Genomic DNA, 18,434 nt, shown 5'->3' with positions numbered 1-18,434 from the left:
CGGAGGCGAAGTAAACTTACGATACTAAGAATCAGCCGAGAAAGTCTATTGGCGTAACCGCTTGTGGTCGCAAGGAGTATTCATGAAAGTGACTGACCTTCCCAAACACTGGGAGAACGAAAAAGAGCCCGTGGAACGTACCCACGATTACAACCTCCGCTTGCCGCTGGAGGATGCCGCCAGGATCGCTGCCCTGGCAGAGCTGTATCCGGACCGTACCGAGGCCGACATTCTGAATGACATGATCGCTGCCGCCCTGGACGACCTGGTGCGTCAGAGCCCGATCAAGGACAAGCTGGAAAGCAAGGATAAGTAAACAGAGGCAGGCAGTTGTGCCGGAGTGGTGACATCACCACTCCGGAAAAGCAATTCAGGCTGGATTTCTTGCCGTGGTCAGGCCACGGATTCCAGCTGGCGGGCCTTGAGGCGCTGGATGTGCTTCTGGCTCAGGCTGACAAACTTCGGGGTCAGACCCTGATCCTCGTAGATCTCGAACCCATCCTCATCATAAGCCACAACCCGGGTCCCCTGAACATACGGAAAACTGGTTTCCAGCTCGTCCAGGGCTGCGGAAATCAGGTCCCGCATCAGATCCTGTGGCGACTTCATCGGATAAAGTGCCGCGAGTTTCTCAAGTCGCTTGTGATGCTGGTCAGACAGCGCCATGAAGTAGGCGTCTCGGGTCAGCCGTCCCCGTGCGTGCTTGTCCCAGTAGTTGACCAGATCTTTGATTTTCATGGTGCCTGCACTCCTGCATCTTATTGATAGCATCCGGCGCACTGAAGTTGTGCGTCCGTTACCGGAAGTGTAGACGAAGCCTCGGGTTTGGGAACCACCGGATTGGTAACGGATTGTACTTACCGGAGACAGGTCCTCAGTGCCCGGAGTGGTCCTTCTCGACGCCTTTTACCGCCTGCCAGATGGCATCCAGCGCCTCCAGGGACTCCTCGTCCATGTCGCGGCCCTCTTGCGCCAGCACCTGCTCGATGGCCCGGAACCGGGCCTCGAATTTATGATTGGTGCGCTTGAGGGCCTGCTCCGGATTTACTTTCATGAACCGTGCCAGGTTAACGCAGACGAACATCAGATCCCCGAGCTCATCCTCGACGGCATCGCGATCACCGGTACCGGTCTCCGCGCCCTGCCAGGCTTCCTTGAGCTCGTCGATTTCCTCGTGGAGCTTGTCGAACACCGGCTCGATGTCGGGCCAGTCAAAACCATGGCGGGCCGCCCGACGCTGGAGTTTCTCGGCCCTGGCCATGGCCGGCAGGGTGCGGGCAATGCCTTCCAGGCGACTGGCCGGCTCCGTGGTCTGCGGCTTGTCAGCACGCTCTTCGGCCTTGATGCGCTCCCAACTCTCCTTGATCCAGGCTTCACTGGGCCGGTTGTCGGGGTCGATGCGGCTCTCCAGGGTGCCCTCGGGGAAGACATGGGGATGACGCCGCACCAGTTTGCGCACCAGGTGGTCGACAACGGCGTCGAAATCGAAGTGGCCGTCTTCCCGGCCGATCTGGGCATAGAAGATGACCTGGAACAGCAGGTCACCCAGCTCGTCCTTCAGATGGGGATAATCACCACGCTCGATGGCATCCGCCACCTCGTAGGCCTCTTCGATGGTGTGCGGCACGATGGAGCCGTAGGTCTGCTTTGTATCCCACGGGCAACCGGTTTCCGGGTCCCGCAGCCGGGCCATGAGGGTCTTGAGATCATCAATGGTGTAACTCATCCGCGCTTTCGCCTCACGTCGATGATATTTGGCAGGTTACGGATCTGCGCCAGCAGCCGTGCCAGCTGTTCAAGGCTGGAGATTTCCACGGTGACCGTCATGGTCGCGGTGTTCTCGTCCTTGTTGGTCAGCGTATTCAATGCAAGCACATCACTCTTGGAGGCAGAGAGCACCTGGGTGATGTCCCGCAACAGTCCGGAACGGTCGTAAGCCTCGATCTCGATATCCACCGGATAGACCGCCGCCGGTTTGCCGCCCCAGTTCACCTCGATGATCCGGTTTGGCTCGAACTCCCGGAGGTTGAGAAAGGTCAGGCAATCCTGGCGATGCACGGTTACCCCACGACCCACGGTGATATAACCACCAATGGCATCCCCGGGCAGCGGCTTGCAGCATTTCGCCACCTGGGTCTTGAGCTTGCCCACCCCGAGAATCTGGATATCCGATTCGGTGTCATAGGGCTTCTTGCGCTGGGTGGTCAGCTTCAGGTCCAGCTGTTCGGAACGGGGCTCGATCATCTGCTGGGCCACGTTCGCCACGTGGGTGGGGCGCAGATCCCCGGCCCCGACAGCCGCGAACATGTCGGCGGAGCTGTGGCAGTTCACTTTACGGGCCAACTCTTCGAGATCCACGTCATACAGGGACAGGCGCTTGAACTCGTCCTCCAGGATGGCGCGACCGTCGATAATGTTGCGGTCTCTATCCTGCTGCTTGAACCAGTGGGTCACCTTGGCCCGCGCCCTGGAGGTCTGGATATAGCCCAGGCTCGGGTTCAGCCAGTCACGGCTCGGCGCCGGGTTGTTGGAGGTGAGGATGAATACCTGGTCCCCGGTCTTCAGCGGATAGGTCAACGGAACTATCCGGCTGTTGACCCTGGCTCCGCGGCAGGCATGGCCGATCTCGGTGTGCACCCGATAGGCAAAATCCACCGGCGTCGCGCCCTGTGGCAGGTCCACCACGTGGCCTTCCGGGGTGAACACATACACCCGGTCTGACGCCACATCGGACTTCAGTTGATCGGCCAGACCGGACAGATCGCCGAGCTCTTCCTGCCACTCCAGAACCTGGCGCAGCCAGTTGATCTTGGCATCATAGCCCGTGGACTTGTTGTGCTTGTCGGTACCCTTGTACAGCCAGTGGGCACAGACGCCCAGCTCCGCTTCCTGGTGCATCTTGTGGGTCCGGATCTGCACTTCCATAACCTTACCCTCGGGCCCGATCACCGCTGTATGCAGCGACTGGTAGCCGTTTTCCTTGGGGTTGGCGATGTAGTCGTCAAACTCGTTGGGAATGTGGCGCCAGAGCGAATGCACAATCCCCAGCGCGGCATAGCAGTCCCGTACCTCGGGCACCAGGATCCGCACGGCGCGCACGTCGTAGACCTGGGAAAAATCGATGCCCTTGCGGCGCATTTTCCGCCAGATGCTGTAGATATGCTTGGCCCGGCCGGAGAGTTCGCCCTCGATGCCCGAGGCACGCAACTCCGCCTGCAGGGTTTCGATCACCCGGCGGATGTAGCCCTCCCGGTCGAGACGTTTCTCGTCCAGGAGCTTTGCAATCTTCTTGTAGGCGGATTCGTGCAGGTAACGGAAGGACAGATCCTCCAGCTCCCACTTGATGTGACCGATACCCAGCCGGTGGGCCAGGGGCGCGTAGATGTCGAAAACTTCGCGGGCGACCCGCATGCGCTTCTCTTCCGGCGCATTCTTGACCGCCCGGATGGCACAGGTCCGCTCAGCCAGCTTGATCAGGGCAACGCGCACGTCGTCGATCATGGTGACCAGCATCTTGCGCACGTTATCCAGCTGACCCTCGCTCTGGCCCAGCACATTGCCCTTGAGCGGGTGATGGATGGAGGAGATTGCCGCCATCTGCTGGACACCGTTGATCAGCCCCGCGACTTCATCGCCGAACTCCTTGCGGATCTCCTCCAGCGGGACCCGCTCCTCGCGCACCGCCCGATAGAGGATGGCGGCGACCAGACTGGCCTGGTCCAGGTGCAGCTCCGCCAGCACCTGGGCCATCTCCAATCCGATCCGGAAACTGCTGGAGCCCGGCGCCCACAGCCGGTCTTCCCGGAAGGCCTGCAGATCGATCTCAGCCGATTTCTCACAGGCCCGGCGGAACTGGTCAACGTCTTCGAGATGGGTTTGCGAGGCGATGTGGCTGACGCACCGTTCGATGTCGACTTCGCCATCACCTGTTACGGCATAATCTTCGCGAACTTTTACCATATCGGTCTTGTTGTTCCTGTTCGTTGTCGCGGACATCCCTGCCCGCGCTCAATCCTGTTCAGCGATCGGTCCGCTCGAACAGGGCGATAGACTCTACATGGGTGGTGTGCGGGAACATGTCCATCACACCGGCGCGCACCAGGCGGTAGCCATTTCGCACCATCACGCCCGCATCCCGGGCCAGAGTTGCCGGGTTGCAGGAAACATAAACAATACGACCGGCACCGAAGGCCGTCAGGTATTTGCAGATCTCCTCGGCACCGGAGCGGGGCGGATCAATCAGGATCTTGTCAAAGCCCTCTTTCGCCCAGGACTGACCGGTAAAATCACCGTGCAGGTCCGCACCGTGAAAAGCCACATTGTCCAGACCATTGCGTTCGGCATTCTCCCGTCCGCGCACCACCATGGCCTCGTCACCCTCGACACCGACTACCTGACCGCCCCGCCGGGCCAGCGGCAGGGTGAAGTTACCCAGCCCGCAGAACAGGTCCAGCACCCGCTCCCCCGGCTGGACATCCAGCCACTCGACCGCACGGCGTACCATGGACCGGTTGATGCCCGCATTGACCTGGGTAAAGTCCATGGGATGAAACTGCATGGTCAGATCGAACTCGTCCAGACGATAGCTCAACCGCTCATCGTCGCGACCAGCCGATTCCGGCCAGATCCGGTGTACGGTATCCGGCCCCTTGGGCTGCAGGTATATATGCAAGTCATGGGCCTGTCCGAAGGCGATGAGCTTTTCCCGATCGCCGGGGCTGAGCTCATCCATGTTGCGGAACACCATGGCCGCCAGATCATCACCGCAGGCCACCTCGACCTGGGGAATGCGGTCGAAGGCATCCATGCTGTGCAGCAATTCGCGCAGCGGCAGGATGCGCTCACCGATGCGCGGATCCATGACCACGCAGCGATCGATATCGGTCAGGAAGCTGTTGCGCTTCTCCCGGAACCCCACCAGCACGGATTCCCGGGCCTTGACGAAACGGACACCCAGGCGCGCCTTACGCCGATAGCCGAGGCTGGCCTCGGAACGCATGGGCGCCACCCATTCCTCCGGCTCGATGCCCCCGAAATGGGCAAAATGCTGGCGCAGGGTGTCTTCCTTGAACCGGATCTGGGCATCGCCGCTCATGTGCTGCAAGCTACAGCCGCCGCAAAGATCGGCAAACTCACAGGGGGTCTCCTGGCGCTCGGACGAAGCTTCGAGCACCTCCAGGGTGCGCAGTTCGTCGAACTTGCTGCGGGTGGAGACCACTTTCGCCATCACCGTCTCGCCGGGCAATGCGCCGTCCACGAACTGGGTCTTGCCGTCATTGCGGGCGATACCCCGGCCGTCATGGCTCAGGGTTTCAATTACACAGCGCACAGGCTCCTTGGGCAGAACCTTCCTGCGTCTTCTACTCATACTGAAATCTCTTGCTGGCTGGTTCAGGCGCCGGGAAAGACACCTGTGGACAGGTACCGGTCACCGCGATCACAGATAATGGCCACGATCACGGCGTTTTCAACCTGCTCTGACAACTTCAGGGCAGCGGCGATCGAACCGCCGGAGGACACCCCACAGAAGATGCCCTCACGGGCGGCCAGGGCCCGCATGGTGTTCTCGGCCTCGTCCTGGCCGATATCGAGTACCTGGTCCACGCGAGTGGCATCGTAGATCTTCGGCAGGTATTCCTCGGGCCAACGGCGGATGCCCGGAATGGAAGCGCCTTCCTTCGGCTGCAGTCCGATAATGCGGATATCGGGATTACGCTCCTTCAGGTAACGGGAGACACCCATGATGGTCCCGGTGGTGCCCATGGAGCTGACAAAATGGGTCACACGCCCTTCAGTCTGCTCCCAGATCTCCGGGCCGGTAGTCCGGTAATGGGCCAGCGGGTTATCGGGATTGCTGAACTGGTCCAGCACCTTGCCCTGACCTTCGGCTTCCATCGCCAGGGCCAGGTCGCGGGCTGCCTCCATGCCCTCTTCCTTACTGACGGTAATGATTTCGGCACCATAGGCGCGCATCGAAGCCCGACGCTCCTCGCTCATGTTGGCGGGCATGATCAGCACCATGCGATAGCCCTTGATCGCCGCCGCCATGGCCAGCGCGATTCCGGTGTTGCCACTGGTGGCTTCGATCAGGGTATCCCCGGGTTTAATCTCGCCACGGCGCTCGGCCTCCTGGATCATGCTCAGTGCCGGGCGGTCCTTCACCGAACCGGCCGGGTTATTGCCCTCAAGCTTGGCCAGGATGACATTGCTGGTATCGCCCGGCAGGCGCTGCAGGCGGACCAGCGGGGTATGGCCAACATAATCTTCAATGGTGGGGAAATTCATAATAAAACCCTGTGGTACACTTTTGGCTCCGAATCATACGCGTTATGGCCCCGGCATCCCAATACAGCTTCTCGCTATATCCATGACCGGCGGCTATAACCTGTACTTTTTCTGTCCGGTCCGGGACAGATACCACAGTCAGTCCCGGCCGGATCATCTATTCTGACAGGGAAGTGACTGCGGGTTCATTCCCGTGGCAGGGCAATTTTCAGGAAAATCGTATGCGGCGCTGGGGCATTCGCAAGAAAGTGCTGGTGGTGACTCTGGTCCCCACCCTGCTGACCACCCTGATTCTCGGGCTGTTCTTCACCTACAGCTGGGTAAACAACATCGAAAGCCTGCTCAGCGATCGCGGCGAATCACTGTCCCGGCAGCTGGCCGCAGGCTCCGAATATGGCCTGTTTACCGCCAATCGCAGCCTGCTGAGCAGCCTTTCCAACGCCCTGCTGGAAGAACAGGATGTCCGCTCCATTACCTTCTATGGCAGCGACGGCCGTCGGCTGCTGCACACCGGGCCGGGCAGCTCCCAGGCGCCTGCCTCCAGAACGCTTCCCCCCGACCATGCCATCCGTATGGCGGGAGAGGACAGCACGCGGTTCGTGACCCCCGTGCACCTTCAGGACCTGATGATCGAGACCATGCTCGATCCGGACGCCCGCCAGTCCATGAGCGAGCTTAAAGAGCCACTCGGCTGGGTGTCGGTGGAGATGTCCCACGTCCGTACCGAGAAAGAGACCTACAAGGCCATGCTCATATCCCTGCTACTGGTACTCGGTGGAGTACTCATGAGCCTGGCCATTGCCATGCGCCTCAGCCGGGCCTTCACCGACCCGGTGTTCGAGCTGAACGAGGCGGTGGCGAAGCTCAAGGAAGGCAAACTGGATACCCGGGTCCATACCGGTGCCGGCCCGGAATTCGAGCAGCTGGAATCCGGCCTCAATGACATGGCCGAGGAGCTGAGCAAGGCCCAGGCCGAGATGCAGCAGAATATTGATCAGGCCACCGGCGACCTGCGCGAGACCCTGGAAACCATTGAGATCCAGAACATCGAACTGGACTTTGCCCGCAAGGAGGCACTGGAAGCCAGCCGGATCAAATCGGAGTTCCTGGCCAACATGTCCCACGAGATCCGGACCCCGCTCAACGGCATCATCGGCTTCACCGAACTGCTGCTGAAGAGCCCCCTGCCCCGGCAACAACGGGATCATCTCAACACCATCCGGAAATCCTCGGAGATCCTGCTGACGATCATCAACGACATCCTCGATTTCTCGAAGATCGAGGCCGGCAAGCTGATCCTGGACCGGGTACCCTTCCAGCTCCGGGACATCATCGAGGAAGTCATGGTAATGCTGGCGCCGGCGGCCCACAGCAAGAACCTGGATCTGGCCCCGCTGGTCTATAACGATGTGCCGGACAACGTCATGGGAGATCCGCTGAGGGTCAAGCAGATCATCACCAACCTGGTGAACAACGCCATCAAGTTCACCCAGACCGGGGAAGTGGTGCTGCGGGCCAGCCTGGAGGACGAAGACCAGGAGAACAACCGGGTGAGCGTGAAGATCAGCATTACCGATTCCGGCGTCGGGCTTTCCCGGGCCCAGCAGCAATCCCTGTTCAATGCCTTCAGCCAGGCCGATGCCTCCACTGCCCGGCAATATGGCGGGACCGGCCTCGGACTGGCCATCTCCAAACGACTGGTGGAGGAAATGGGCGGCCAGATCGGGCTGGAGAGTGAGCTGGGTAAGGGTTCCACCTTCTGGTTTACCCTGAACACCGAACTGTCGGCTACCGGCGAGGCCGTCAATCCCAGGGACGCCCTCAAGGGCGAGAAGATTCTCTACCTGGAACATCAGAAAACCACGGGGCTGGCCGTCGAGCATATGCTCAGGGAATGGGGCATGGTGGTGGATCGCGTTGCCTCCTCCGGCGCCATGCAGGAACAAATCGAGGAAGCCCAGAAAAGCCAGGCCGGCTATGCCGTTGCTATTGTCGGCATCACCCGGAACCTGCTCAACTCCAATCAGTACCGCAACCTGCTGCATAATCTGGAAGTCGAGCGTGATTGCCGGACATTGCTGCTCACGCCTACCCTGGAAACTCATGATCCCGGCCTTTCCGGGCTCGTCAGTGGTCATCTGACCAAGCCGGTGTGCCGCAACGCACTCTATGATGAACTGCTGCTTCTGGTGCACGGCATCAACGCCGGCGGGCGGGCAATCGACAGTTACTCCCTGGGCGCCGGACGGCGAGCCCGGAACAATGTCCCCAGGGTACTCGCGGTGGACGACAACGAGGCCAACCTGAAGCTGGTCATGACCCTGCTCGATGACTGCCAGCTGGAGGCCGAGTCGGCCTGCAACGGCTTCGAAGCCCTGAGTAAAGCCCGGAAAAAGCCCTTCGACCTGGTGTTCATGGACCTGCAGATGCCCGGCATGGATGGCGTCGAAACCACGGCCCGGATCCGCGAACTGGACACCAACACCCACCGGACCCCCATCATCGCCCTGACCGCCCATGCCCTCGCCAATGAACAGGAAGCGCTGGCGAAACAGGGCTTTGACGGTTACATGGCCAAGCCGATCAGCAGTAGTGAGCTGACCGCGATTATCCGGGATTACACAGGGTATGATTGCGGCAATCGCAGCACCCCACCCAATTTTTCCGAAGTCCGGGATACCAGGAAGCCTCTCCGGCCTTCCTCGCGCAGGGTGCAGCAGGATTGTGTCAGTGTGTCAGAGAGTATCCAGCTGGCCGCGGGCAAGGCTGACCTGGCAGAGGAGCTGTTCAGCATGCTGATTGAACAACTGCGGCCGGATATGCAGAAAGTCCGGGATTTCTGGGCAGAGGGCGATATGGACAATCTGCTGGACTGTGTCCACAAACTGCACGGCGCGACCCGCTATTGCGGTGTGCCGGAGTTGAGAGCCGCCGCCAACCAGCTGGAAACCGCCCTCAAGCGCTCGGCCCCGGATACCGGGGCTCACAAGGACCAATTGTTGGAGGCCATGGAGCGGCTGCACGCCTGGAGCGAGCAGACCGACTGGCAACAGCTGTTCCGGCAGGACCAGTACCAGACCGGCACCGCGCCCTGAACCCGGACTTCAGGCGCGACCGCACGCCCGGTCAATAATGGCCTTCATGTCGGCTACGGCTTCCTTGAGACCGGTGAACACGGCCCGGGCGATGATGGCGTGGCCGATATTGAGCTCGTTGATACCGGAGATGGCCGCCACCCGCTCGGTGTTGTGATAGTGAAGACCGTGGCCGGCGTTCACGATCAGCCCCTTCTTGCGGGCATAGGCCACAGCATTGGCAATGATCTGAAAAGCCTTGTCTTCCTCTTCGGCGGTTTTTGCCTCGGCATATTCGCCGGTATGCAACTCTACCACTGGCGCACCACAGCGAACCGCGGCATCGATCTGGACCGGGTCCGGATCAATGAACAGTGAAACCTCGGCACCGATCCGGCCCAGCCGCTCGCACGCCTTGGCGACCCGCGTTTCCTGGCCATCAACGTCGAGTCCACCCTCGGTGGTCAGCTCCTCCCGCTTCTCCGGCACCAGGCAGACACACTCAGGACGCACCTGCTCCGCAAACGCGAGCATGGCGTCGGTGACGGCCATTTCGAGATTCATCTTGGTCTGCAGGACTTCCCTTAGCAACAGAACATCCCGATCCTGGATGTGGCGCCGGTCTTCTCTGGGGTGAATGGTGATACCGTCGGCCCCCGCTTCCTCGGCAAGGATCGCCGCCTGTACCGGATCCGGGTAACGGGTGCCTCGAGCCTGGCGCAGGGTGGCCACGTGATCGATGTTGACGCCAAGCAATACTCTAGGATTCATGGTGTTCTCCCCGAAGGTGACTGAAAAGGCTTCGACTGTTCAATGGGCGGCCCTGCAGCAGGTAATCGACCAGCACCCGCATGACCCGTTTGGCAATCCGGCGGCTGGCGGCAGATTCCAGGTCGCCGGCGGCGACCGCCAGCAGAACCTCACCCGGTAAATCCTGCAAACGTACGCCCTGAAAAGGTTTCGAGACAATGCCCTGTTCCGGATCATAGCAGTAGCGCTGGCCGGCCTCGACCGCTTCACCGGTATCGGTGGTTTGGTCCCAGGCAAAGTCGTAGCCAAGGGCGCCGGCGAAGGTCCGCTCGAACCCGCGCAGCACCGGTTCTATGTCGGAGGTGGCTGAGAGTTCGCTGATGGCATCGATGTAGGCGGCAAACAGAGTGGGATGAGGATCGGCCGCAGGCAGAATGCGTTGCAGCAATTCATTCAGGTACAGTCCGCTGTAAAGCGACGCGGTGCGCCTGAGCTCCGGCCCGGGACGCACCTCAACCTGAGTCAGGGTTTTGAGGTCACCGCGCCCGGTCCAATCCAGCAGCAGCGGCTGGAAAGGTTGAAGCTGGGCCTTCAGCGGGCTTCTGGCACTGTTCGCCCCACGCGCGATGACTGTCATCCGGCCTCGGTTCAGGGTGAAGACATCCACCATGAGGCTGGTTTCCCGCCACGGGCGGCGGTGGATGACATAGGCGGGCTCCTGCTGCTCCGGCCCCCTCATAGACGCCTCAGAAGTCGTTCATGCCCAGGCTTTTGAGTGCCCGGTCACTGTCCGCCCAGCCGCGCTTCACCTTGACCCAAAGCCGGAGCATGATCTTGCTTCCGAACATCCGCTCCATGTCGGTGCGGGCTTCCTGGCCGATGCGACGCATGCGCTCGCCCTTGTCGCCGATGATGATCTTCTTCTGGCCTTCACGCTCCACCAGGATCAGGGCGGAAATGTGCAGGGTCTTGCCCTGATGCTTGAACTCTTCAATCTCCACCGCCACCGAATAGGGCAACTCGGCGCCCAGCTGCCGGGTGATTTTCTCCCGGACAATTTCCGCTGCCATGAACCGCTCGCTGCGATCGGTGATCTGGTCATCCGGGTAGAAATGCACACTCTCCGGCAGGTAGCGGCCAACCGCCTCTTCCAGGGGTTCAAGGTTGGTTTCCCGCAGTGCCGACAGCGGAATGATTTCCGCGAACTCCCGCTTTTTCGACAGCATTTCCAGATGCGGCAACAGGGCGTCCCGGTTTTCCACCTTGTCGACCTTGTTCACGGCCAGGATCACCGGGCACTTCACCCTGGAAAGCTTCTCCAGCACCATTTCATCTGCGGTGGTCCAGGCCAGCTGGTCCACCACGAACACCACTACGTCAACATCAATCAGGGCCGACGAGGCCGCCTTGTTCATGTAACGGTTCAGGGCCCGGGGCTCGTCTTCATGCATGCCCGGTGTGTCCACATAAATGGCCTGGACCGGACCATCGGTCTTGATGCCCAGCACCTGGTGTCGGGTGGTCTGGGGCTTGCGGGAGGTAATGCTCAGTTTCTGTCCCAGGATATGGTTCAGCAGAGTGGACTTGCCGACATTCGGGCGGCCGACAATGGCCACGAATCCGCAACGGCTGTCGGGATTCTCGGGACGGGTAATATCATTCATCAGGAATTCTCCACACCCAGCTCTTTCAGGGCGTTACGGGCTGCCTGCTGCTCGGCCACACGACGACTGCTGCCGGTGCCGGTGGTCTTGCGATCGAGCGATGGCAGGGCGCAGGAAACATGGAAGGTCTGGTTGTGTGCCTCACCGTCGACGGAGATGACGTCATAACGGGGCAGCGGGAACTGTCGCGACTGCAGATACTCCTGCAGCCGGGTCTTGGGATCTTTCTGGGTATCCTGCAGATCCAGGTTTCGCAGGCGCTGCTCGAACCACCGCAGCACCTGGGAACGGCAGGTGTGGAAATCGCTGTCCAGATAGATGGCGCCGATGATGGATTCGACGGCATCGGCGAGGATGGACTCCCGGCGGAATCCGCCGCTCTTGAGTTCACCGGATCCCAGGCGCAGGTATTTCCCCAGCTCGAACTCGCGGCCGATCTCCGCCAGGGTCACGCCCTTGACCATGCGCGCACGCAGCCGGCTCAACTGCCCTTCCCGGGCCTTGTCGAAGTTCAGGAACAGGTACTCGGCAATGACCATATTGACGATGGAATCCCCCAGGAACTCCAGTCGCTCGTTGTTCTGGTTGCCGTAACTGCGGTGCGTGAGCGCCAGCAGCAGCCGCTCGGGAGACTTGAACTGATAGCCGATGCGCCGCTGAAGCTGATCCAGATCCGGTTGTGAACTCACTTGCCCTTCAACTCATACTCATGCTTGAAGTGGATAACTGTATCCACATTACTGAAAAGGTTGTTGCGAACCTCGTAATCCACCTTGATCACGACGAATTCGCCATTCTTCTCGACGGAAATGTGCTTGGGATCGAAACCCCGCACATTGTTGACGCTCAGGCGCTTGTTGATCAGGGTCAGCACCTGCGCCGGCCCCATATTCGAGAGACCCTCCGTGCCATCCAGGCTCTCCAGGGCCTCCTGAATGGTGATGTCATCGATGTAGACCGGTCCCAGCTTGACTACCAGTGTCAGCAGGCTGCCGAAAAACAGCACCATGATCAGAATGGTCAGGACGGATGCGCCGCCCTGACGCCCCATCGTGGAGAGATTGTTTTTCTTCATTATAACTGCACTCCAGATTAGTCTGTGTTATTCGATACCACCGACACGATCAAAGGATGGCAGACTGGTGATCGATTTCCAGTGCATCCAGATCGCAAAGGCCTTGCCCACAACCAGCTCGTCCGGCACCGTGCCCCAGTAGCGACTGTCGTTACTGTTGTCCCGGTTGTCGCCCATGACGAAATAATGACCCTCGGGAACCACCCACTCCCCTTCACCGGAGTTGCCGGCCCGTCCGAGGGTCAGGAAGATATCGTGTTCCACCTCACCGAGGTCTTCCCGCCGCAGCTCCATCGGTGGCAGCCGCGCAACAAACCGGGTATCGACCAGTTCGCCGTTGATGAACAGCTGCTTGTCCTCGTACCGGATTCGGTCTCCCGGCAGTCCGATGACCCGTTTGATGTAGTTGGTCTCGCCATCTTCAGGGTATTTGAACACCATAACATCGCCCCGCTCGGGGTCGCCGACTTCCAGGATCTTGGTGCCGGCCACCGGCAGGCGGATGCCGTAGGCGTATTTGTTGACCAGGATGAAGTCACCGACTTCCAGTGTCGGCAACATCGAGCCCGACGGGATCTGGAAAGGTTCAACGAGGAACGACCGCAGTACCAGAACGATGGCCAGAACCGGGAAGAACGAACGGCTCAGGTCAACCAGGTAAGGCTCTTTCGGTTCTTCCTCAGCGGATACCGGCTCAGGTTCCCGGCCCGTGCCCGGACTGCTGGCCCGGGCCGCCGCAAGCCGCCGTTCACGCAGGAAAAGCTTGTCCGCCAGCCAGATCAGACCCGTCGCAAAGGTCAGTACTACCAGAACCAGGGGAAAATCGATATCCATCCGGGTGCCTTCTGTTATTTGTCGACTTTCAACACGGCAAGAAACGCTTCCTGAGGCACCTCGACATTACCCAGTTGCTTCATACGCTTTTTACCTTCTTTCTGCTTCTGCAGCAGTTTCTTCTTACGGCTGACGTCACCACCGTAACACTTGGCGGTCACGTTCTTGCGCAGAGCCTTGACGGTCACCCGGGCCACCACATGGGTGCCGATAGCAGCCTGGATGGCAATATCAAACATCTGCCGGGGAATCAGCTCTTTCATCTTGTCGATCAGCTGCCGGCCCTTGTAGTGCGCCTGCTCCTTGTGAACGATCAGCGCGAGGGCATCCACACGCTCGCCGTTGATCAGCACATCCAGGCGTACGAGGTTCGCCGGCTGGAAGCGCACAAAATGATAATCCAGGGAGGCAAAACCACGGCTGGCCGACTTGATCCGGTCGAAGAAGTCCATCACCACTTCCGCCATGGGCAACTCGTAGGTGAGCTGCACCTGGGTGGACATGAAGTGCATGTTCTTCTGGATGCCGCGTTTCTCCTCGCACAGGGCGATTACGTTACCTAAATGCTCCTGTGGCACCAGGATATTGGCCTCCACAATGGGTTCACGCATTTCCTCGATGGAGCCAATATCCGGAAGCCTCGAGGGATTGTCCACCGACAGGGTCTCACCCTGCTTGGTCACCACTTCATAGATTACCGTCGGCGCGGTGGTGATCAGATCCAGGTCATACTCGCGCTCGAGCCGCTCCTGGATGATCTCCATGTGCAGCATGCCCAGGAAGCCACAGCGGAAACCGAAACCAAGGGCGTCGGAATTCTCCGGTTCGAAGAACAGGGAGGCATCGTTCAGGGTCAGCTTTTCCAGGGCGTCACGGAAGTCGTCGTAGTCGTCTGCACTGACCGGGAACAGGCCGGCGTAGACCTGCGGCTTGACCTTCTTGAAGCCAGGCAGCATGGGGGTTTCTGCCGCGAACTTCTGGTGCACGATGGTATCGCCCACCGGCGCACCATGGATGTCCTTGATGCCGGCGACCACGAAACCTACGTCACCCGCCTCGAGGATATCGGTATCCTTCGGCTTGGGATTGAAAATACCCACCTTGTCGGCATTCCATGCCTTGCCGGTGGACTTGATCACAATCTTGTCGCCCTTACGCAAAGTACCCTCGGTGACGCGTACCAGGGATACCACGCCCAGATAGTTATCAAACCAGGAATCGATGATCAGGGCCTGCAGGGGCGCGCTACGGTCGCCCTTGGGCGGCGGGATCTTGCGGATCAAATCTTCCAGCACATCCTCCACGCCCACGCCACTCTTGGCACTGCAGCGCACGGCATCGGATGCCTCGATGCCGATAATGTCCTCGATCTCGGCGGCCACCCGGTCCGGCTCGGCCTGGGGCAGGTCCATCTTGTTCAGGACCGGCACCACCTCGAGCCCCTGCTCGATGGCGGTATAACAGTTGGCCACAGACTGGGCTTCAACACCCTGCCCGGCGTCCACCACCAGCAGCGCACCTTCACAGGCGTACAGGGAGCGGGACACCTCGTAGGAGAAATCCACGTGGCCCGGGGTGTCGATGAAATTCAGTTTGTAGGTCTCACCATCCCGGGCCTTGTAGTTGAGCGTGACACTCTGGGCCTTGATGGTGATCCCGCGCTCCCGTTCCAGGTCCATGGAATCCAGGACCTGCTCGGCCATCTCACGGTCCGTCAGGCCGCCACAGATCTGGATGAAACGATCAGCGAGGGTGGATTTACCGTGGTCGATGTGGGCGATGATGGAAAAGTTACGGATTCGGCTCAGTTCAGTCACAGAAAATGAATACTCATAATTAAGACGAAGGATTGAGCCCGGAGGGGCCGCTACCGGGATCCGGGAACGGCGTGATTTTACCGGTTACCGCCGGCCATTGCCATGATCAGGAAATCAGCGGTTTCTCATACTGGCGAATCAGGAAGCCAATCAGGGCATCCTCATCCAGGGGATAACTGAACAGGTTGCCCTGACACTGGGCACAACCGGCGGTTCTCAGGAAACTCAGTTGTTGGAGTGTTTCCACGCCCTCGGCCACCACTGTCAGGTGCAGCTTGCGGGCCAGCGCGATCACGGCGGAAGCAACATCGGTGGCGCTGACGTTGTAGGGAATGTCGCGAATGAAGCGATGGTCAATCTTGATGACATCCAGCGGCAACTGCTGCAACGCGACCAGTGAGCAGGAACCGGTACCGAAATCGTCGAGAATCAGGCAGACCCCCAGGTCATTGAGGGCCACCAGCAGCTCACGGAGCATGCGCGGATCCTCATTCAGCAATTCCGCCGGCATTTCCAGTTCCAGGCGCTCCGGCGAGACCCCGGTTTCGGTGATCACCTGGCGAACCATGTCCAGGAAACCGCTGTCGGTCAACTGCCGCACCGAGAGGTTCACCGCCATTTTCAGGGACTCGAAGCCGGCCCGCTCAAGGGCCTGCACCTCGATACAGGCCTGGCGCAGCGCCTGCTCGCCCAGGCGCACTATCAGCCCGGTTTCCTCGGCAAGGCCGATAAACTGCTGGGCCGAGACCAGGCCTTTCTCGGGATGATGCCATCTCAGGAAGGCTTCAACCCCGATAACCCGCTCGGTGGTCAGGTCCACCTTGGGCTGGTAATGCAGGACAAAACGATCTTCATCCAGCGCGGTCGCCAATTCTTCCTGCTGCAATAGCCGCCGCGCGGCCTGGATATTCATTGCCGGCGTGAAGAACTGGTAGGTGTTCCGGCCGACTTCCTTGGCCCGGTACATCGCCAGGTCCGCGTACTTCATCAGCGTGCCGGAATCCTCGCTGTCCTGGGGCATCATGGTGATACCGATACTGACGGTCACACCCACTTCGTGGTCATTGAGCCGGACCCGCTGGCACAACCGGCGCAGAATGGTATCCGCCACCTTGCCGGCGGCATCCGGGCCACTGATCCTGGACAGCAGCACCACGAACTCGTCACCGCCCAGCCGGGCGACCGAATCTTCCTCCCGGACACACCCTTCCAGCCAATAGGCAACCTGGCGCAGCAGCTCGTCGCCGGCGTCGTGACCCAGGGTATCGTTGATGCGCTTGAAGCCGTCGAGATCCAGGAACATCAGGGCGGCCGAATCTCCGCTGCGGCGACACCGACGCACCACATGGTTGAGACGATCCCGGAACAGCTGGCGATTGGCCAGGCCGGTGAGCGGATCGTAAAACGCCAGCCGGTGCAGTTCCGATTGCGCCGCCTTGAGCTGGGTCAGGTCGCGCAGGCTGAGCACCACCCCGTTGACGCCGGGCACCGACAGCATGGCGGTGTAGGTGCCTTCCATGTCCCGCCATTGGCCGCGGGCATCCCGGATTCGGGCACGGATGACCGGCATTTGCTTGCCCGGAGACTTCACCGATTCGTCAAATCCCCGCTGAAGCTGTGGCCAGTCGTCGCTGTGAACCAGATCTTCGAACCCCAGTTCAGGCACTTTCTCCGGCTCAAATCCGAGGATATCGAGACTGGAGGGGCTGGCATACAGGGGCTGGCCATTGCGATCCATCACCAGGGTGACATTGGCGGCACCCTCGGTAATGGCCCGGTAGCGGCCAGCCGTGATCTGGGCCATCAGGCGGGACCGGACCAGGGCCAGCACAAACAGGAACAGCAACACGCTGATGACCACACCGCTGCCCAGGACGATGGGCGGGCGCGGGTCGGAGGCCAGGTAGTCAAATGCGGGAGTGGAACGGGTCTGCAGCAGCCAGTCACGACCACCATGGGTGATGGTCTGGCTCATCTCGAAACTGAACTCGTCATCCAATGAACCCAGATTCGAGCCGTACATCACCGCGTCCCGGCTGATGATGCCGTTGTCATAGATCCTGACGTCGAGGAAGGGGGCAATCAGCCCGACAATGCCATCGAGCAGGTTGTTCATGCGAAAAGCGCTGAAGACATACCCCGCGAGCATCATGCGCCGCTCGGCGCGATTGTCTGGGATGGTACCGCCCTGGAAGACCGGGTAGTACATCAGGAAGCTGGCCTGGTCTTCGGCCACCTCCTCCTGCACCAGGACCACCTTTGGCGTGACGGTGGGCTGGGCCTCGTCCCGCGCCCGTTCCATGGCCTGCCGATGGCTGGGGTCGCTGAAGGCGTCATAACCGAGCGCACTCAGGTTCTGTTCCGTACCCGGCTCCAGATAAACCATGGGATAGTAGTAGGGACCGGTGCCGAGGGGGGTCACCAGGTAGTCGTGAACACCCTGCGCCCTGACCGAGGCAATATGGTCCGCCATCTGCCGGACACCGATGCGACGGACATAACCGATGCCCTGGATGCCCGGGTAATAACGATTGATATCGACCTTGTCGACGTATTCTCGCCACTGGTCCCGGGAGACGTCACCAGCTACGGCAAACAGCCCGGCACTGCCCGCCAGGACCTGCTCGTAATTCAGCAGACGTTCTTCGATTGCGGTTTTGAGCTGGAGCGACTGGGTCCGAAACCGTGCCTCGGTTCGATCCTCGACCAGACGGATGGACACCTGCCAAAGGACTATCGTTACGGCGACGCCAACTGCAAAGACGAGCCAGGCAACCCAGGCATTGCGGAATTCCAGCAGTCTGCGGAGGGGAAGTTCCTTCTTGTTCATCATCGGTCCGGGTCCGTTCCATGGCCTCTTTATTATCGATTCGCGCGAGTATAGCAAAAGCCCCCGGGCCTGTCGCTTCGACCGGCCCGGGGGCTTTGTGACTGC

15 protein-coding genes are annotated in these 18,434 nt (G+C 60.3%); 2 read left to right on the top strand and 13 right to left on the bottom strand.

The annotated features are described in order from the left end of the window. Window positions 1-82: 82 nt before the first annotated feature. A complete protein-coding gene (locus tag DET50_RS01145) occupies window positions 83-316 on the top strand; it encodes a hypothetical protein (RefSeq protein ID WP_113861055.1) in 234 nt (77 codons plus the stop codon). Between the two features lie 77 nt (window positions 317-393). Here DET50_RS01145 and DET50_RS01140 read toward each other — a convergent pair whose 3' ends face one another. The 5 genes from DET50_RS01140 to cysM form a co-directional block, all read right to left on the bottom strand. Continuing rightward, window positions 394-738 carry a pilin assembly protein gene (locus DET50_RS01140; protein ID WP_092004802.1) on the bottom strand — a complete coding sequence of 115 codons (345 nt, stop codon included), beginning with the start codon at window positions 736-738 and terminating at the stop codon, window positions 394-396. 136 nt (window positions 739-874) lie between these two features. Next, window positions 875-1,726 (bottom strand): nucleoside triphosphate pyrophosphohydrolase, encoded by an 852-nt coding sequence (gene mazG / locus DET50_RS01135; protein ID WP_113861054.1) that lies wholly within the window; start codon window positions 1,724-1,726, stop codon window positions 875-877. After that, entirely contained in the window at window positions 1,723-3,960 is a 2,238-nt protein-coding gene (gene relA / locus DET50_RS01130) for a GTP diphosphokinase (protein ID WP_113861053.1), read from the bottom strand. The genes mazG and relA overlap by 4 nt, the downstream gene beginning before the upstream one ends. A gap of 58 nt (window positions 3,961-4,018) precedes the next feature. Continuing rightward, on the bottom strand, window positions 4,019-5,368 hold the full coding sequence (rlmD, locus tag DET50_RS01125; RefSeq protein WP_113861052.1) for a 23S rRNA (uracil(1939)-C(5))-methyltransferase RlmD: 1,350 nt from the start codon (window positions 5,366-5,368) through the stop codon (window positions 4,019-4,021). A 23-nt stretch (window positions 5,369-5,391) separates the two neighbouring features. Beyond that, window positions 5,392-6,285: a cysteine synthase CysM gene (gene cysM, locus DET50_RS01120; RefSeq protein WP_113861051.1), complete on the bottom strand. Its 894-nt coding sequence runs from the start codon at window positions 6,283-6,285 to the stop codon at window positions 5,392-5,394. Between the two features lie 221 nt (window positions 6,286-6,506). Between cysM and DET50_RS01115 the strand changes: the two genes are divergently transcribed. Next, complete coding sequence (locus tag DET50_RS01115; protein WP_113861050.1) at window positions 6,507-9,380, top strand: ATP-binding protein; 2,874 nt, start codon at window positions 6,507-6,509, stop codon at window positions 9,378-9,380. A 9-nt stretch (window positions 9,381-9,389) separates the two neighbouring features. On the opposite strand, the gene pdxJ is transcribed toward DET50_RS01115, so the two are convergent. The 8 genes from pdxJ to DET50_RS01075 form a co-directional block, all read right to left on the bottom strand. Then, window positions 9,390-10,130 carry a pyridoxine 5'-phosphate synthase gene (pdxJ, locus tag DET50_RS01110; RefSeq protein WP_113861049.1) on the bottom strand — a complete coding sequence of 247 codons (741 nt, stop codon included), beginning with the start codon at window positions 10,128-10,130 and terminating at the stop codon, window positions 9,390-9,392. Beyond that, window positions 10,120-10,848, bottom strand: coding sequence for a DNA repair protein RecO (gene recO / locus DET50_RS01105; protein ID WP_113861048.1), 729 nt, complete (start codon window positions 10,846-10,848; stop codon window positions 10,120-10,122). Before recO ends, pdxJ begins: the two co-directional genes overlap by 11 nt. A gap of 7 nt (window positions 10,849-10,855) precedes the next feature. Further along, window positions 10,856-11,773: a GTPase Era gene (era, locus tag DET50_RS01100; RefSeq protein ID WP_113861047.1), complete on the bottom strand. Its 918-nt coding sequence runs from the start codon at window positions 11,771-11,773 to the stop codon at window positions 10,856-10,858. Continuing rightward, window positions 11,773-12,462, bottom strand: coding sequence for a ribonuclease III (rnc, locus tag DET50_RS01095; RefSeq protein WP_092004827.1), 690 nt, complete (start codon window positions 12,460-12,462; stop codon window positions 11,773-11,775). The genes era and rnc overlap by 1 nt, the downstream gene beginning before the upstream one ends. After that, window positions 12,459-12,848 (bottom strand): DUF4845 domain-containing protein, encoded by a 390-nt coding sequence (locus tag DET50_RS01090; protein WP_113861046.1) that lies wholly within the window; start codon window positions 12,846-12,848, stop codon window positions 12,459-12,461. The genes rnc and DET50_RS01090 overlap by 4 nt, the downstream gene beginning before the upstream one ends. 27 nt (window positions 12,849-12,875) lie before the next feature. Further along, window positions 12,876-13,682: a signal peptidase I gene (gene lepB, locus DET50_RS01085; protein WP_113861045.1), complete on the bottom strand. Its 807-nt coding sequence runs from the start codon at window positions 13,680-13,682 to the stop codon at window positions 12,876-12,878. Between the two features lie 14 nt (window positions 13,683-13,696). Next, window positions 13,697-15,499, bottom strand: coding sequence for a translation elongation factor 4 (lepA, locus tag DET50_RS01080; RefSeq protein WP_113861044.1), 1,803 nt, complete (start codon window positions 15,497-15,499; stop codon window positions 13,697-13,699). A gap of 106 nt (window positions 15,500-15,605) precedes the next feature. Beyond that, the gene (locus DET50_RS01075; protein ID WP_113861043.1) at window positions 15,606-18,332 is read right to left on the bottom strand and encodes a bifunctional diguanylate cyclase/phosphodiesterase; all 2,727 of its coding nucleotides are present in this window, start codon (window positions 18,330-18,332) and stop codon (window positions 15,606-15,608) included. Window positions 18,333-18,434 lie beyond the last annotated feature (102 nt).

Source organism: Marinobacter pelagius, assembly GCF_003315345.1.
GTDB classification, from domain to species: domain Bacteria; phylum Pseudomonadota; class Gammaproteobacteria; order Pseudomonadales; family Oleiphilaceae; genus Marinobacter; species Marinobacter pelagius_A.
The sequence above is the reverse complement of the archived record's forward strand: the minus strand, read 5'-3'. Positions and strand labels throughout refer to the sequence as shown.

What these genes read in the sequence shown, in the direction of transcription:
- DET50_RS01145 (WP_113861055.1), top strand. Translation starts at nt 83, where the DNA reads ATGAAAGTGACTGACCTTCCCAAACACTGGGAGAACGAAAAAGAGCCC.
- DET50_RS01140 (WP_092004802.1), bottom strand. Translation starts at nt 738, where the DNA reads ATGAAAATCAAAGATCTGGTCAACTACTGGGACAAGCACGCACGGGGA.
- mazG (WP_113861054.1), bottom strand. Translation starts at nt 1,726, where the DNA reads ATGAGTTACACCATTGATGATCTCAAGACCCTCATGGCCCGGCTGCGG.
- relA (WP_113861053.1), bottom strand. Translation starts at nt 3,960, where the DNA reads ATGGTAAAAGTTCGCGAAGATTATGCCGTAACAGGTGATGGCGAAGTC.
- rlmD (WP_113861052.1), bottom strand. Translation starts at nt 5,368, where the DNA reads ATGAGTAGAAGACGCAGGAAGGTTCTGCCCAAGGAGCCTGTGCGCTGT.
- cysM (WP_113861051.1), bottom strand. Translation starts at nt 6,285, where the DNA reads ATGAATTTCCCCACCATTGAAGATTATGTTGGCCATACCCCGCTGGTC.
- DET50_RS01115 (WP_113861050.1), top strand. Translation starts at nt 6,507, where the DNA reads ATGCGGCGCTGGGGCATTCGCAAGAAAGTGCTGGTGGTGACTCTGGTC.
- pdxJ (WP_113861049.1), bottom strand. Translation starts at nt 10,130, where the DNA reads ATGAATCCTAGAGTATTGCTTGGCGTCAACATCGATCACGTGGCCACC.
- recO (WP_113861048.1), bottom strand. Translation starts at nt 10,848, where the DNA reads ATGAGGGGGCCGGAGCAGCAGGAGCCCGCCTATGTCATCCACCGCCGC.
- era (WP_113861047.1), bottom strand. Translation starts at nt 11,773, where the DNA reads ATGAATGATATTACCCGTCCCGAGAATCCCGACAGCCGTTGCGGATTC.
- DET50_RS01090 (WP_113861046.1), bottom strand. Translation starts at nt 12,848, where the DNA reads ATGAAGAAAAACAATCTCTCCACGATGGGGCGTCAGGGCGGCGCATCC.
- lepB (WP_113861045.1), bottom strand. Translation starts at nt 13,682, where the DNA reads ATGGATATCGATTTTCCCCTGGTTCTGGTAGTACTGACCTTTGCGACG.
- DET50_RS01075 (WP_113861043.1), bottom strand. Translation starts at nt 18,332, where the DNA reads ATGATGAACAAGAAGGAACTTCCCCTCCGCAGACTGCTGGAATTCCGC.